Source organism: Pedobacter suwonensis, assembly GCF_900111825.1.
GTDB classification, from domain to species: domain Bacteria; phylum Bacteroidota; class Bacteroidia; order Sphingobacteriales; family Sphingobacteriaceae; genus Pedobacter; species Pedobacter suwonensis.
Map to the genome: position 1 here is coordinate 61,124 of NZ_FOJM01000015.1, position 15,840 is coordinate 76,963.

Annotated in this window: 11 protein-coding genes; 4 read left to right on the forward strand and 7 right to left on the reverse strand. The window is 39.5% G+C overall.

Translation table 11 applies throughout. From position 1 onward, the window contains the following. Position 1: 1 nt before the first annotated feature. Positions 2–571: a hypothetical protein gene (locus BM107_RS18480; RefSeq protein WP_090986035.1), complete on the reverse strand. Its 570-nt coding sequence runs from the start codon at positions 569–571 to the stop codon at positions 2–4. Between the two features lie 789 nt (positions 572–1,360). Then, on the reverse strand, positions 1,361–2,803 hold the full coding sequence (locus tag BM107_RS18485) for an APC family permease (protein ID WP_208864413.1): 1,443 nt from the start codon (positions 2,801–2,803) through the stop codon (positions 1,361–1,363). 315 nt (positions 2,804–3,118) lie between these two features. On the opposite strand from BM107_RS18485, the gene BM107_RS18490 reads away from it, so the two are divergent. The 4 genes from BM107_RS18490 (at position 3,119) to BM107_RS18505 (ending at position 9,030) form a co-directional block, all read left to right on the forward strand. Next, positions 3,119–5,365: a sodium-translocating pyrophosphatase gene (locus tag BM107_RS18490; protein WP_090986037.1), complete on the forward strand. Its 2,247-nt coding sequence runs from the start codon at positions 3,119–3,121 to the stop codon at positions 5,363–5,365. A gap of 130 nt (positions 5,366–5,495) precedes the next feature. Beyond that, positions 5,496–6,953, forward strand: a complete 1,458-nt coding sequence (locus tag BM107_RS18495) for an amino acid permease (protein WP_090986039.1) — start codon at positions 5,496–5,498, stop codon at positions 6,951–6,953. 99 nt (positions 6,954–7,052) lie between these two features. Next, complete coding sequence (locus BM107_RS18500) at positions 7,053–8,384, forward strand: porin (protein ID WP_208864414.1); 1,332 nt, start codon at positions 7,053–7,055, stop codon at positions 8,382–8,384. Between the two features lie 79 nt (positions 8,385–8,463). Beyond that, entirely contained in the window at positions 8,464–9,030 is a 567-nt protein-coding gene (locus BM107_RS18505; RefSeq protein WP_090986229.1) for a MarC family protein, read from the forward strand. Positions 9,031–9,505: 475 nt separating this feature from the next. Here BM107_RS18505 and BM107_RS18510 read toward each other — a convergent pair whose 3' ends face one another. The 5 genes from BM107_RS18510 to BM107_RS18530 all read right to left on the reverse strand — a co-directional run bounded on the left by BM107_RS18510 (position 9,506) and on the right by BM107_RS18530 (position 15,792). Further along, entirely contained in the window at positions 9,506–10,672 is a 1,167-nt protein-coding gene (locus tag BM107_RS18510) for an RsmB/NOP family class I SAM-dependent RNA methyltransferase (protein ID WP_090986041.1), read from the reverse strand. A gap of 27 nt (positions 10,673–10,699) precedes the next feature. Continuing rightward, positions 10,700–11,911 (reverse strand): ABC transporter substrate-binding protein, encoded by a 1,212-nt coding sequence (locus tag BM107_RS18515; RefSeq protein WP_090986043.1) that lies wholly within the window; start codon positions 11,909–11,911, stop codon positions 10,700–10,702. A 119-nt stretch (positions 11,912–12,030) separates the two neighbouring features. Continuing rightward, positions 12,031–13,560, reverse strand: coding sequence for a glutamine-hydrolyzing GMP synthase (gene guaA, locus BM107_RS18520; RefSeq protein WP_090986045.1), 1,530 nt, complete (start codon positions 13,558–13,560; stop codon positions 12,031–12,033). A gap of 272 nt (positions 13,561–13,832) precedes the next feature. Then, positions 13,833–14,291, reverse strand: coding sequence for a deoxycytidylate deaminase (locus BM107_RS18525; RefSeq protein ID WP_090986047.1), 459 nt, complete (start codon positions 14,289–14,291; stop codon positions 13,833–13,835). 64 nt (positions 14,292–14,355) lie between these two features. Then, the gene (locus BM107_RS18530) at positions 14,356–15,792 is read right to left on the reverse strand and encodes an MFS transporter (RefSeq protein WP_090986049.1); all 1,437 of its coding nucleotides are present in this window, start codon (positions 15,790–15,792) and stop codon (positions 14,356–14,358) included. Between the last annotated feature and the right edge of the window lie 48 nt (positions 15,793–15,840).

The window sequence follows — 15,840 nt, forward strand, 5'->3', positions numbered from 1 at the left end:
ATTATCTATATTTTAAAACCTCAACCATGGTGACATGGGCAAGCGCTAACTTTTTATTACTATTAAACGTTAATTTTAGGGCTGTATTGGCATCAACAGTAATTTCAACCGGTAGCGGCGTTTCGGTATTGCCGATCAACGGTTTTTCTTTTTTGATATCCCCAAAGTACCTGGTAAAATCTCCTATGGTTAAGGAATCTGTAATCGACTGAGCTACCAATAATCTAATCGCTGCTTTAATGTTAGCCACTTCACTATTTTTATAGGGATAAACGATGATGCTATCACGACCAATCGCTTCACCTTTGTAAATGCTGATGGGTAATTTACCGGCAAATGCTTTGTTAGTTGGAACGATACCCAGACTGTCAAATTTGCTTAAAGGCAATTTGGTTAAAGCATCTGTGTAAGAAAGAAAATTATCGGTAGAGCTGGCTTTCTTTGCCAACTTATGGCCTTTTTGTTGATCTGGCTTTTGATCACCTCCACTACAGCCTGAAAAACACCAAACTATTGCAGCAGTTAAAACAAGAAATGCATAAAGGCGAACAGGTAAGCGCATCATTTTCATTTAACTAATTTATTTTGAAGAAATAATGTAAATATTGAAGACAGGGATATAAAATTTTCGTAATCCTTGAGCCTGATTGATTAAAGTTATATATTTCTCTTTCTGGGGCAGTTAGAAGCGCAGCACGAGGGGGAATCTATATTAAGTTGTAATATGTAGGCATACTGAAGTACCTGGTACTTTTTGCCTGAAAAATTTAAGCCAGCTTTGAAAGCCATAGTTTTAAAATTTAAAGGTTAAAATTTGATTAGTGCAGCGCCTGGCTACAATCTCATCAACCAAATATCAGGCCAATTGAAAGTCATAAGACTCATTAACAACCACTAAGAAAAATCTAAAAAGGAGAAAAATAAATGTTTATATATACTGAAGATGGTTTTAAACTAATCATACAGGTTAATATGATTGCTTATTTTTTTTTATCAACACCCAACGCTAATATGCAGTTTTGCCAGTATAAGTATACAAGATGATACAGTTTACGCTTAGGCTAGCATTAATGGGAACTAACCGTTCAAAAGCATCGCTATTGCAAGAAGGCTTGTTCATGCGATAGCCTTTTCCGATTTTCAGGAAAGCAATATTTATAACAAGGATCAAAGCGTGATAGATTGCTTCGTCGTTCCTCCTTATAATGACAACTTTTTTAAAGGGATGTTGTGAATGGCAATTTTTTTCAGGATTTCTCGGAAATTACGATACTGTCCATATAAGTAGCTACAAGACAATTAAAACGCTGTAGCTACCTTTAAAATGAGTTCGAGAGCTATAGGATTCGCAAGCGGGACACTAATCCTCTTGTTCTTTTTTATTGATCAGAAAATAAACAGGAACTCCCAGCAAAACAATTATAAGTCCTGGCCAGGTATATTGTTGTTTGTAAATTAAAAGCAGGATGCAAAATGCTGCGCCGATTAAGAGGTAAATAATTGGTGTGACTGGATACAACCAGGTTTTGTAAGGTCTTTCGATTCCAGGTTTTTTTATCCTTAAGTAAATGACACCGAAAACGGTGATCATGTAAAAAAGCACGATAACAAAAGAAATCATATCTAATAAATTGCCGTACTGGCCGCTTAAGCACAAAACTGCCGCCCAAATGCCTTGCATCCATAACGACCTTTCTGGAACACCATTTTTATTGTTTTTAAGTGCTGCCTTAAAAAACATACCGTCTTGTGCCATGGTCTGAAACACCCGCGCTCCCGCCAATACGATCCCGTTAACACAACCGAAAGTAGAAATCATCACCAGCAACGCAATAATTATTGTACCTGCACCACTACCAAAAATCTGCTCTGAAGCGGCAACCGCAACCCGATCATTAAGGGCGAAAGCAATACTATCTCTGTTTAAGGTATTGAGGTAAATAAAATTAACCAGTATATAAAGAATCATTACCGCAGATGTGCCCAACACCATTGAACGAACCACATTTTTTTTAGGGTTTTCGATTTCTCCGGAAACAAAAGTTACGTTCTCCCAGGCCACACTCGAAAATACCGAGCCTACCATCGCTGCCGCAATGCCACCCATTATGGTCATTCCTGAAATGGATTCCCATCCCGATTTCAGGAAATTACCGCCTGGATCTGTTTCCAGGTTATTGAAAGCATTCCATCCAAAGCTCATATTTCCAGACCAAAAACTATTTTTCACCAAAAGAAAACCTAAAATAATCAGGCCGATCAAAGCAACAATTTTAGAACCTGTAAAGATATTCTGCAGTATCTTACCACCCTCAACACCTTTTGTATTGATATAAGTTAACAGCAGGATCACACCGATGGCCAAGATCTGGATCCAGGTAATTTTATAACTCCCTGCTTGGAAAATCGGATCAGCATCGTTTAATGCGGGGATCAGGTAGGCCGTAAATTTACCAAAAGCTACCGCCACTGCGGCAATTGTACCTGTTTGGATTACGGTAAAAAGACCCCAGCCATAAAGGAACCCCATCATTTTACCAAAAATCTCTTTCAGGTAAGTGTATTGTCCGCCTGCTTTAGGAAACATAGCAGAAAGCTCTCCATAAGAAATTGCGGCTGCAACTGTCATTATTCCTGTTATGATCCATACCACAATTAACCAATAACCAGAGCCTAAATTTCTCATGATATCGGCACTTACGATAAAGATACCGCTACCAATCATCGAGCCCATTACCAGCATTGTGGCATCAAAAAGGCTTAACTTTCTTTTAGCGGATCCACCTTCTTTTTCCATTTTCATCTTTTAGTTTGGTTTAGTCGGTGGCTAATTTATTTAAAAAAAAGAAATTAGGCGCGCTTCGCCTGTATTATTTTAATTGAACAAAATTTTATTTACGCTGGCCATGAAAATTTTAATCACTAGAAGAATATTTTATTAACTTGCTATAAATAAGCCAGAAGTATGTAGTTCGAAGTCTGAAGAAATTAACGGATTAGTCATGTGTGGATTTAGAGCTGGTGTGTATTCTAAATAAAAACAGCTTAAACATTTAACAGATTCAAACAGTTGATCAATAAGTAAACACTAACCAAATATAAAAACCAGTTATTAACTATGAACTTTTTACAAAACAATTTAATTTACTGTATTCCGGCGCTGGGCCTTGTAGGCATTATAGTTATGATGATTAAAAGCGCCTGGGTAAACAGGCAGGATGCGGGTGACAAGAACATGCAGGAACTTGCGGGCCACATAGCCGATGGTGCCATGGCATTTTTAAAAGCTGAATGGAAGGTATTGAGTATTTTTGCTGTTTTTACGGCCGCGCTCCTGGCTTATTCGGGAACAATTACCGAGATTAAAGGCATCGCGATGCATTCGAGCTGGATTATCTCTATCTCTTTTATTATTGGAGCAGTATTTTCTGCCACAGCAGGTTATATCGGTATGAAATCGGCTACCAAAGCCAATGTAAGAACTACACAGGCGGCCCGGACGAGTTTAAAAAAAGCCCTGAAAGTCTCATTTACCGGAGGTACAGTAATGGGCTTGGGCGTTGCCGGCTTGGCAGTTTTAGGCTTAGGCGGCTTATTCATTGTATTTCTTAAGCATTTTAATGTGGTTTCGGTTAACAGTACCGAAATGAAAACTGCGATAGAGGTTTTAACCGGATTTTCTTTAGGCGCCGAATCCATTGCGCTGTTTGCACGTGTCGGCGGTGGTATCTATACCAAAGCTGCCGATGTTGGTGCCGATTTGGTGGGTAAGGTGGAGGCTGGTATCCCTGAAGATGATGTGCGCAACCCCGCCACCATTGCCGATAACGTGGGCGATAACGTAGGTGATGTTGCCGGTATGGGGGCAGATTTATTCGGCTCATACGTAGCCACCATTTTAGCTACCATGGTTTTGGGACAGGAAATTAATGTAACCGATAATTTTGGTGGGATGTCTCCTATTCTTTTACCGATGGTGATTTGTGGGTTGGGCATTATATTTTCAATCATTGGAACCTGGTTCGTCACTATTAAGGATGAAAAATCAAATGTTCAGAATGCATTGAACCTGGGTAACTGGTCATCGATTGTCATCACCGCTGTAGCTTCATTCTTTATCGTGAAATGGATGTTGCCTGAAACGCTTAATCTGCGTGGATACGAATTCTCAAGCATCAATGTTTTTTATGCCATTATAGTAGGCTTAGTAGTCGGAACGATTATGAGTGTTGTGACCGAATATTTTACGGCGATGGGCAAAGGGCCTGTAAACTCGATTATCCAACAATCGTCTACGGGACATGCTACCAATATTATTGCAGGTTTATCTGTTGGAATGAAATCTACTGTAATTCCTATTCTGGTGCTGGCCGGAGGAATTATGGCTTCGTATCATTTTGCAGGTTTATATGGCGTTGCAATTGCTGCAGCCGGAATGATGGCCACTACAGCTATGCAATTGGCTATTGATGCTTTCGGGCCAATTGCGGATAATGCAGGCGGTATAGCAGAAATGAGTCAATTACCTCCTGAGGTACGCGAACGTACTGATAATTTAGATGCTGTAGGTAATACCACCGCAGCAACAGGTAAAGGTTTTGCCATTGCTTCGGCTGCACTTACCTCATTAGCTTTATTCGCTGCCTTTGTTGGTATTGCCGGCATAACTGCGATCGATATTTATAAAGCACCTGTGCTGGCAGGTTTATTTGTTGGGGGAATGATTCCTTTCATTTTTTCTGCTCTGTGTATCCAGGCAGTTGGTAAAGCCGCGATGGATATGGTGCAGGAAGTACGCCGCCAGTTTCGTGAAATACCTGGCATTATGGAATACAAAGCCAAACCTGAATATGAAAAATGCGTGGCCATTTCTACCAAAGCCTCTATCCGCGAGATGATGATGCCAGGGGCTATTGCTTTGATCACCCCGGTGATTGTAGGCTTCACCTTTGGACCTGAAGTTTTAGGCGGTTTACTGGCCGGCGTTACCGTTACAGGCGTATTAATGGGTATTTTCCAGAGTAATGCCGGTGGTGCCTGGGATAATGCCAAGAAATCTTTCGAACAGGGGGTGATGATTAATGGCGAAATGCACTACAAAAAATCAGAACCGCACAAAGCATCGGTAACAGGAGATACGGTTGGTGATCCTTTTAAAGATACTTCCGGCCCGTCAATGAATATTCTGATTAAATTAATGTCTATTGTTTCATTGGTTATCGCTCCTTACATCGCAGTTAAGGCAATTGAAGGCGAACACAAACAGGAAGTTCGGAAAGAAATCAGGATTGAACAAAAAACTGATGCTTTGGGAAACATAAAAACAGACACTTTGATAAATACAACCGATACATTGAGCCGTTAGTTGTAAAATCATAGATATAAAGACTCATAAAAGGGATTTTAACAGAATCCCTTTTTGTTTTTGGTAATTTTTATTTAGGTTTACTGCTTATTATCATAAAAATCAACAAACATAAAAGACTAAACAACTTATGAATCTAAAAAAGCCTATTGATGTGCTTATAGCAGAATCTGCTGAAAGCGGTGAAGGCACGTTGAAACGGACACTGAGCAGTACAAGCCTTGTCGCGTTGGGCATTGGGGCTATTATTGGCGCAGGTTTATTTTCGTTAACGGGTATTGCTGCTGCCGATCATGCCGGACCTGCTGTAACTTTATCATTTGTATTAGCGGCAGTTGGCTGTGCTTTTGCCGGATTATGTTATGCCGAATTTGCATCAATGATTCCGGTAGCAGGAAGTGCATATACCTATTCTTATGCTACTATGGGCGAATTTATGGCATGGGTTATCGGCTGGGATTTGGTTCTCGAATATGCTTTAGGTGCTGCAACCGTCGGCGTTTCATGGTCTGGATACTTTAATAAATTATTGCACGAGTTCGGACTCGAAATGCCCCTCTACCTAACTAAATCATTTGCAGAGGTAGATGGAGGAGGGATCAACCTTCCTGCTGTAGTAATTGTTTCCTTACTCTCTTTAATGTTAATCCGCGGTACCAAAGAATCGGCGAGTCTTAATAACATTTTAGTAATTGTGAAAGTAGCAGTAGTGATCATTTTCATTGCACTGGGATGGAAATTCATTAACCCTGCTAACCATACGCCTTATATTCCTGAAAACACAGGTGTTAAAGGAGAGTTTGGTATCTCAGGTATAGCAGCTGGTGCAGCATTGGTGTTCTTCGCATTTATTGGTTTTGATGCCGTTTCTACAGCTGCTCAGGAAGCTAAAAATCCTCAAAAAGGCATGCCAATTGGTATATTAGGGTCATTGGTGGTTTGTACCATATTATATGTATTGTTTGCACACGTAATGACAGGATTAGTACCTTACACCGTTTTTAAAGGTGATGCCTCTCCTGCTGCTACAGCTTTTAAAGTAACCGGTTACAGCTGGTTGCAAATGGGTCTAATCATTGCCATTTTAGCAGGTTATACTTCAGTAATATTAGTGATGTTAATGGGCCAGTCAAGGGTATTTTATACCATGTCTAAAGACGGGTTATTACCAAAATTCTTCAGCACTATCCACTCTAAATTCAGAACACCTTTCAAAACCAATATCTTCTTTATGCTTTTTGTAAGCATCTTTGCTGGTTTTGTTCCGGTTACCGATTTAGGCCACATGGTTTCTATCGGTACCTTGTTTGCATTCTCTCTAGTTTGTATTGGTGTAATGTTATTGCGCAAAACAGATCCTGATCGGCCACGTCCTTTCAAAACGCCATTAGTGCCTTTCGTACCAATTATGGGCATCATTGTTTGCGTTTATTTAATGTCATCACTTCCATTAGAAGCGTGGATCAGGTTAGCAATCTGGATGGGATTAGGTATAGCGATTTATTTCTTATATGGTAAAAAGAACTCGGTTCTTAGAAACAGCGGTAATACGGTTAAACCTGTTGATCCTCCGAAACCAGAATTATAAAAAAACTATCTTTTTTAATTAAAGCCCCGATCAAAAGTCGGGGCTTTTTTGTGTTAAATAATTGTTAATAAAGTTACCTTTGCAAAAAAAATTAACAAAATGTACCGCCATCCTGCTAAACTTAAAAGCACTTATTTCTTTATCACTGCTGTTTTATTATTCATTTCCACATTGGTGCATGCCCAACGGACGATTAATGACGTAATGGATTCTACAACAGTAAATCATTTACTCATCATATCAAAGAAATACGGCTCATTATCATTTAGTGGATATTTGCAGCCACAATTTCAGGTTGCGCAATCAAATGGGGCACAGGCAGAATACCAGGGAGGGAATTTTGGCGAATTCACCAATAACCGGTTCAGATTGAGAAGGGGCCGATTACGGGCTGACTACATGATGTTAACAGAAGATGGTAGCCCATCTACCTATTTTGTACTCCAGTTTGATGGTACCGAGCAGGGCGTAGCCATCCGCGATTTCTGGGGCCGTTATTATGAAAACAAATGGAAAATATTAGCGGTAACGCTTGGCCTTTCAGGTCGTCCCTTCGGGAACGAGCTGCAGCTGTCTTCTTCTGTCAGGGAAGCACCGGAGCGTGGACGGATGTCGCAGATTTTAATGAAAACGGAACGTGACCTGGGTGTTACGTTTACGCTAAATCCACGATGGAAAGATGCAACACTTAAAAATCTGGTGTTTGATTTCGGTATTTATAATGGTCAGGGCTTGGCTGGTCCGGGTGAGTTTGACAATAGCAAAGATTTCATCTTCAGATTAAGCCATAAAACTTATGCATTTAATCAGTTTACCATTGCAGGTGGCATAAGTACATTGCAAGGCGGTTTAAACCATCGTTTACCTGTTAGCTATAAAATGAACAGGATCAACGATCAATGGAGAATGGAAAAGGATTCTACTGCTTCAACAGTTAATAAAGTAGCACCCAGAAGATATTATGGTGCAGATATCCAGTTGGCCACAAAAACCAAAAGCTGGAAATCAGAACTTAGAGCAGAAGTAATTTCGGGCTTACAAACCGGCACTTCAACTACCTCGGCCACACCAGGTACCTATCCTGTTGATAATAAATCGGTAGCCTTGCCTTATTATACCAGAACTTTTAATGGTGCTTACCTCACGTTTGTACAAACTTTAAATAGTACCGATAACCAGCTCATTCTAAAATACGACTGGTATGATCCAAATGCTAAAGTTAAAGGAATGGACATTTCGGCCGATAAAGGACTATCGCCTGCTGACGTTCGTTTTGACACTTTTGGTTTTGGCTTTTTACATCATTTTAACCCACATTTTAAAGCAGTATTGTATTACGATATCGTCAGAAATGAATCCACCCAGCTTTCGGGTTACACTGCTGATAGAAAAGATAACGTGCTTACCTTGCGTACGCAATTCTATTTCTAATAAATCACCTTACCATTGAGGAATTGATACAAATTCCACTACCTTTGCTTAAAATTGCGCTGCTATGAAATCTGATTTTATGACATTCAACTTAAGCCAGATCCTATCGACAACGATGGTGTTGTTTGCGATTATTGATATCTTAGGTGCGATACCGGTGGTGATCGAACTCCGTAGAAAGGCTGGTCACATCGAATCAGAAAAGGCTTCGCTGGTAGCAACAGGTCTAATGATCCTATTTTTGTTTGTTGGCGAATCGCTCCTAAAAGTAATCGGTTTGGATGTTGAATCTTTTGCTATTGCCGGCTCTTTCGTTATCTTCTTCATCGCCATGGAAATGGTATTGGGTTTAACCATTTTTAAGGAAGAAGCACCTGAAACAGTTTCCATAGTACCATTGGCTTTTCCTTTGATTGCCGGGGCAGGAACGATGACCACTTTACTTTCGCTAAAAACAGAATACCATACCCAGAATATTTTAGTAGGCATTATACTCAATATGTTGTTTGTTTACTTTGTATTGAAAAATACCAACAGACTGGAAAAACTTTTCGGTAAATCCGGTCTTAATATTTTACGTAAAGCCTTTGGGGTGATTTTACTGGCCATTGCCGTTAAATTGTTCAGGAATAATACGGGGCTTTAGCAGGTCCGGTTAGATCGTCATTTCGACTGAAGCCTGCCAATTCTTCATTGGTAGCGAAATGGAGAAATCTTTAAATTGTAAGTTTAAAGATTTCTCCCCGCCTGTACGGGCAGGCACTACGGTTGAAATGACGATTACTCTATTAAATGACAATTCCCGCACCAATCTGTAACAATAATTCCGTATATTCATCTAAACATAAAGCTTACACAATGAACAGCTTTGAAGAATATACCCTAATTATCGGAACAATAGCCGTTTTAATCGAAGCGGTGAAGTACGTCAAAAGGAATTTTGCATCCTGGTTCGAGCACACTTAAATTGTCGTCCTCTCGACTGAAGCAGCGAAACGGAGAGATCTAATCCGAGATAGATTTAGCTTCGCTGAGCGCTTCTTGATTCTCGAATGCGTTGCACTCCGTTCGAAAGGACGGAGAGAACGATAAGCATCCCAATCTTACAATCCAAATCCCTGTCATTCACTTTGCTTAATCAATCTGGCTACAAACATGGTATCGGCGTTATTTTCAAAGCCTTTTATCAATTCCATTTCTTCTAGTTCCAATGGCAATGTATCAATCATATGCTGTACAACAGCCTCATTTTCGGCTGCAAACGCCGAACAGGTAATGTAAATTAAAGGTTTTCCTGGTTTAAGGTATTTTACTACGTTTTGGGCAATCCCCTTTTGTATCGATGCGAACTGATCAATCTTACGTTCTTCGAAAAAAGTGAGCATCTCAGGTGTTCTTCCCCATGTTCCTGAACCTGTACAAGGCGCATCCAAAATAATTCCATCAAACTGGTAATGGTGTAAAACCTGATCATTGTTCTTTAAAAGATCAAGCTCTTTTTTATGGTATTTTTTGATTCCTGCCGAGCGGAAACGTTCATCCAGATTTAAGAGCACGCTCTCCCGCAAATCTGAAACCAAAAGTTCAATTACCGGTTCCAAACTGTTCAGCAATAGAGTTTTTCCGCCAGAAGCTGCACAACAATCCCACCATTTATCCCATTTATTAGGCTTAAAATATAACCCTGTGTGTTGTGATGATAAATCCTGAACCTGATAAGTCCCATCCTTTAAAATGGTTTCAAGCTTGGTTCCATTGGGCAAAGCCAGGGCAGTATCCGAAATTACTTTAACAGTTATATTTTCAGCTTCCAGTTTGGAAATCACTGCTGCTGAATCTTCAGCCTTTACCCTAATAAACAGATCAGGTTGTTTAAAAAACGATGCAAAAAAATTATTTTTATTAATGCCGGTAGAAAGTGCCGTATGAAAAGGATAAATCTTTTCGACATCAAAGCCTGGATATTTAGCTTTAATTAGTGCTAATTTTTCTTCGAGCGGCAAATTTATACTCTCCTTTAAATCGGGCAGGTTCTTTTCTACCAACAGGCTTAACGTATCGTGACATAGAAAATCTGCAATACTTAACCTCTCCTCAGCAGGTAATGACGGTAAAGCCTTACCCAGTCTAAAAAAGCTGTAGATATATCTTGTTGCCCATCTCCTGTCTGACGAGCCCATCTGCTTGTGCTGTTTAAAATAAACAGGCAGAAAACGATGTAAAGGTAAATTTCCATCGTAACTGCTCAAAATTTGTTCAAAGGCCCTTAACTGGTGATCTGCTCTCATGCGATAATTAAAAAGAAAAATTATTGATTACTCAACCGGGCTTAAGGCAAAGTTTTTATACTTCAATAACATTAAACTGGTATTAATGTAGCCTGATTTTTCATCACGAATAAATGAAAAGTTATTATGCAGGCCTTTATATTTATCTTTCACGATATAATCACGATAATCTTCACCATGGGTTGCCAGTAACCTGCCAAAATAATAACCAACATCGAAACCTTTAAAAGCATACTCCCCTGGCTCAAAACCATATTTATAGCGATACTTTTTGATAAAGGTAATCACATTGCCGTTTTTATAGTCGATTTTATAAGAAGAACTGATAATGGTGTTCAGATCCTGCAATTTATCAGCCGGATAATTCTGTTTTACCCAATTAGGGTGACCAAAAAGCGAGATATTATATCCTCCGGTCCGGAGATGTTTTAGTTTGTATAGTTTTTCTACAGTTGGTAATACAAAAGCGCGGTCGGAAGAAGTCAGCACTACGGCATATTGTTTACCTTTGATCATCCTTGTTTCAAAAGCATAGGCTGATGCATATTCCTGTATAACAAATTTGCTATTGGCTTGAAGATAACTTCTTATCGGTGCTGCGAAAGCCTCGTCTTCTGTTTTTTTTGTGTTGATAAACACCACTATCGTATTAGCAGGATTGTAATTTTTAGCAATATAAGTGGCTATCTTTTTTCCATGTAATCCAATATTGTTTACAATGGATACCAAATTGGGATTATTGAATTCAGTAGGTTCTGATGCCGCTAATGGAGATACAATAATTGCATTATTTTCTTTGGAATAAGCAGAGATAAATTTTAATCCTTCCGGAAAAACAGGGCCAATAATTAAGTTACTTTGTTTAAAGCGTTCATTCTTATATAAAAGTGATATATGCGCATTATCATCTTCTGTATCAAAAACATTTAGTTTAAAGTTTAAACCCTGTGCTGCGACAGAATCCAATCCAAGTTTAAAGCCCTGATAGAAATCGATAGGCATCGCATATTTTTCGATCTCAGCCTTTGTAGCAGTTTTTAAATTAAGCTGATCCAGCTTAAATGGAACCAGCAGAGAAACGCTTGCCTGCGAAAACTTCTTGATAGGTTTTTTATCTGTAGGTTTTTCTTTTTCAACCGGTTTACTGGTTTCAGGCTTAGGTGTCCTGATTTTAGGCGAACAAGCACCTAATACAATCGTAAACAAAACCAGCAACCCATAAACTTTCTTCAAATTCATACCTATCTTTTTTAACAAAATATGCTAGCAAAGTTTATTCCACCTTGCTAGCATAAGCCTATTATTTATATTGTTTGGAATAAAAACTCCAAACTAAAAACTAACAACTCCAAACTGCATTATTCCCATTCAATGGTTGCCGGTGGTTTAGAGCTGATATCGTACACTACCCTATTGATTCCCTTAACTTTATTAATAATTTCGTTTGATATTTTAGCTAATACCGGGTAAGGCAGGTGACACCAATCTGCAGTCATGCCATCAAGCGATTCTACAGCCCGTAAAGCAATTACATTTTCGTAGGTACGCTCGTCGCCCATTACCCCTACTGATCTTACAGGTAGAAATATAGCTCCTGCCTGCCACACTTTATCGTACAAACCCGCTTCTTTCAGATTATCAATATAAATTTTATCAGCATCCTGTAAAATGGCCACTTTCTCGGGAGTAACCTCTCCAATGATGCGAATGCCCAGGCCAGGACCTGGAAACGGGTGCCGACCTAAAATAAATGATTCTAAACCTAATGCTGTGCCTACTCTTCTCACTTCATCTTTAAACAGCGTTTTAAGTGGCTCTACCACCTTAAGTTTCATAAAATCAGGCAAACCACCAACATTATGGTGCGATTTAATGGTAGCTGATGGACCCTTTACTGATACTGATTCGATAATATCCGGATAGATAGTTCCCTGAGCAAGCCATTTTACATCCTGGATCAGATGAGATTCTTCATCGAAAACTTCGATAAATACACGGCCAATGATTTTACGCTTAGTCTCAGGATCTTCTACGCCGGCCAACTGACCTAAAAATTTGTCTTTCGCATCAACACCTTTAATATTTAACCCAAAATCTTTGTACTGCTCTAGAACACTTTCATATTCGTTTTTGCGCAATAAGCCGTTATCAACAAAGATACAGTGAAGGTTTGTACCAATAGCTTTGTGCAAAAGTACCGCAGCAACACTGCTATCCACACCTCCTGAAAGTGCCAGAACAACTTTATCATTCCCTACCGTGGCCTTAATATCTGCAATGGTGGTTTCAACAAAAGCAGCCGAAGTCCAATCCTGATTACATCCGCAGATATCAACCAGGAAATTTTCCAAAAGAATTTTTCCATCAATACTGTGCGTTACTTCAGGGTGAAACTGGATGGCATAAGTATCAGAATCTTTAATGTGATAAGCTGCCACCCTTACGCTATCGGTACTCGCAATCAGCTCAAAATTTTCAGGAATATCGGTAATGGTATCACCATGACTCATCCAAACCTGCGAACCGATATTGATCCCTTTAAATAATTTGTTTTCCTGATTTACAAAATTCAGGTTAGCCCGGCCATATTCGCGCGTTGATGAAGGCTGAACGCTACCTCCTGAATGTTGGGCAATATATTGTGCGCCGTAACAAACAGCCAGTAAAGGATATTTTAAATGGTACTTTGATAAATCAATCTGAGGTGCATCTTCCTGGCGAACAGAGTAAGGGCTACCTGAAAAGATAACGCCTTTTACATCAGGTGTAACTTCAGGAAGATTATTGTATGGATATATTTCACAGTAAATATTTAGTTCGCGAACCCTGCGGGCGATGAGTTGTGTAAACTGCGAACCAAAATCGACGATAATGATTTTCTCTTGCATCCGCAAAAGTACCAATTAGATATGAGATTTGATACGGAAGATTAGAGATTTTTAGTGGAAAAATCCGAAGTCAGCAGTCCGGAGTCCGAAGATAGTTTGCAATTACTAATGAACAATAATCACCAGATAACCTTCAATCCCTCTGATCGGTATTTGCTTATGTTTTCGTCTTTACTGATTAAGGTTATATTTTTTTGAATAGCTTGCGATTTCAGCATTTTATCGATAATGGCCAGCAATAAGCATCTACAATTAATTAATAAACGATAACCCTAACCCTCCATTAAAATCACCTCCACTCCAAATTTTCTCAAAAAGTCAACACCTTCATCGCTCGGTAGGCCCTTATAAGCAGCGTAAGATTTTGAATAATAAACCAGTTTAATTCCTGATGATAAAATAAGACGCGCGCAGGCAATACAGGGCGACAGGGTGGTGTACAGTGTGCATCCTTCTATTTTCGATCCATTTTTTGAAGCATATAAAATCGCATTTTCTTCAGCATGTAAGGCCAGAGAGCAACTTCCTTTGCTATCTCGTGCGCATCCATGCTCCGGCCATTCCTCATCACAATTATGTGTACCGGCCGGCGGGCCATTGTAACCGATCGAAATAATGCGGGTATCTTTGGTTAAAACGGCACCAACATGCGCACGCACACAGTGCGAGCGGGCAGCCAAATCGGTTGCCAGATTCATAAATATGGTATCGAAACTTGGTTTATCTGTCATGTGCTAAAATAAAAAAGCCACAAAGAACTTAATCTTTGTGGCTGCTAAAATACTGGAATAAAAATTAATGTCCGCCAGAAATTTTCTGATCGAAATTAATTCCCTGCGATCTTAATATGGAAGCTACCCTCCAGGCGTAAAATGCCAGGTAAGCGAAGCAAATAATACCTACAATATAACTGTATTGAATGCCGGTAAATTCAGATACCAAACCTTGCAACCAGCTGATGATACCACCGCCCATAATCATCATAATTAGGAAACTACTTCCCTGACTGGTATGTTTACCTAAACCGCTAACGGCTAAAGTAAAGATACATGGCCATAAGGTACTGCAGAACAAACCAACACTGGTAATGGCATATACACTCGTCATGCCGGTAGTAAACATACCAATTAATAAAGCGGTAATGCCAATAGCAGAAAAAATCAATAACATTCTGGCGGGATTACCTTTGCTGGCCATATCGGCTAAAATTAGCACCAAAATAATTGCTGCATAAATATAAAAAGGTGCCAGATCGTGTTTTGCAATTGCATTTACAACCAGGAAAATACCAAAAGCCAAATAAGGCGCAATAAAGCGCAATACTTTTTGTGTGCTTACATTATCGGTAAAAGCTTCAACGGCGCCTGTCCAACGGCCGATCATCATACTCGCCCAGTATAATGAAATATAAGGTGCAATATCTTTGATTTCAAAGCCTAAGTCTTTCTCCATGTAAGCCGGCAGATTACTCGCTGTTGAAACCTCAACACCCACATAAACGAAAATGGCGATCATACCTAAAACCAGTTGCGGGTAATTCAAGGCTGATCCCTTAATCGATTTAGTGTCATCTGCCGAAGCTTCCACCAAAGCAGGTCGATCAGGCAACGACGACATTTTTAAGAAAATGGCAACGGCTATAAAAGCCACTCCTAAAATTAAATAAGGAATTTTAACGCTTTCTACGCTAATGTTGGTATTGGCATTCGCCGCCGAACCGAAAATGGCAAAACTTACAATAAGCGGCCCAATGGTTGTACCGAAGTTATTGATACCACCCGCAAGTGTTAAACGTTGTGAACCTGTTTTAATCGGTCCTAAAGCAATAGCCAACGGATTGGCAACAGTTTGCTGTAAAGAGAAACCCAAGGCTACGATGAACAAACCGGAAAGCATTAATGGGAAAGAATGCAAATTGGCTGCCGGATAAAAAAGTAAGGTTCCTGCCGCCGAGATAACTAAACCAAGAGCTAATGAATTTTTATAACCAAGCTTATTTACAATATCTTTTCCCATAATAACTGAAATGAGGTTATAAATTAACGCCCCCACCGTATATGCGATGTAAAATGCCAGTGAAACCAATTGACTTTCGGCCTGCGATAAATCAAATGCCTTTTTAAATACCGGGATGAGAATGTCATTACTGGCGGCTACAAAGCCCCAAAAGAAGAATACAGTGACCAGTGGAATAAACTGCGCCCACTTGGTTTGCGTTTGTTCTGAATTCATATTATAAATCTAGTTTTAGTGGGGCTAAACATAAATAAAAAAAACTAA